Origin of the sequence: Bacillus sp. I-2 (assembly GCF_001974945.1) — a bacterium.
Taxonomy (GTDB): Bacteria; Bacillota; Bacilli; order Bacillales; family Bacillaceae; genus Bacillus; species Bacillus safensis.
Window position 1 is genome coordinate 1 of sequence record NZ_LZRW01000025.1, and the last position, 468, is coordinate 468.

At 66.5% G+C, this 468-nt stretch carries 1 protein-coding gene; it reads right to left on the minus strand.

The window, feature by feature from the left end:
• Positions 1-468 (minus strand): transporter substrate-binding domain-containing protein (locus tag BAE31_RS08975; RefSeq protein ID WP_139336380.1); only part of this gene is annotated, 468 nt, incomplete at both ends.

Here is a 468-nt window from a genome sequence, read left to right on the forward strand (position 1 = left end):
CGTTGGAGTCGACCAGGGTCAGGTCGATCTGGCCTTCGTCCACCATGCGCAGCAGGTCGACGACTTCTACCGCGTCGGATTCTTCGTATTCAAGCGCCGGATACTGCTTCTTCAGCGCGGCCAGCTGCTCGGCGTGGCTGCTGCCCTTGAGCACCATGATCTTCTTGCCCACCAGGCCCTTGGCGCTGGTGGGGCGCGGGCGGCCGTTGCGGTAGATCACCTGCGGGGTGACCTGCAGGTACGAGTGCGAGAAGCGCGCCTGGGCCAGGCGGTGCTCGCTGCTGACCAGGCCGGCCGCGGCCAGCACGGGGCCTGCGGGCGTGCCGAGCTGGTTGAACATCTCGTCGAGGTTGTCGGCGGTCTCGATCTTCAGCTCCACGCCCATGTCGTCGGCGAAACGCTTGACCAGCTCGTACTCGAAGCCGGTCTCGCCGTTACGGTCCTGGAAATAGGTGGCCGGGCTGCGCC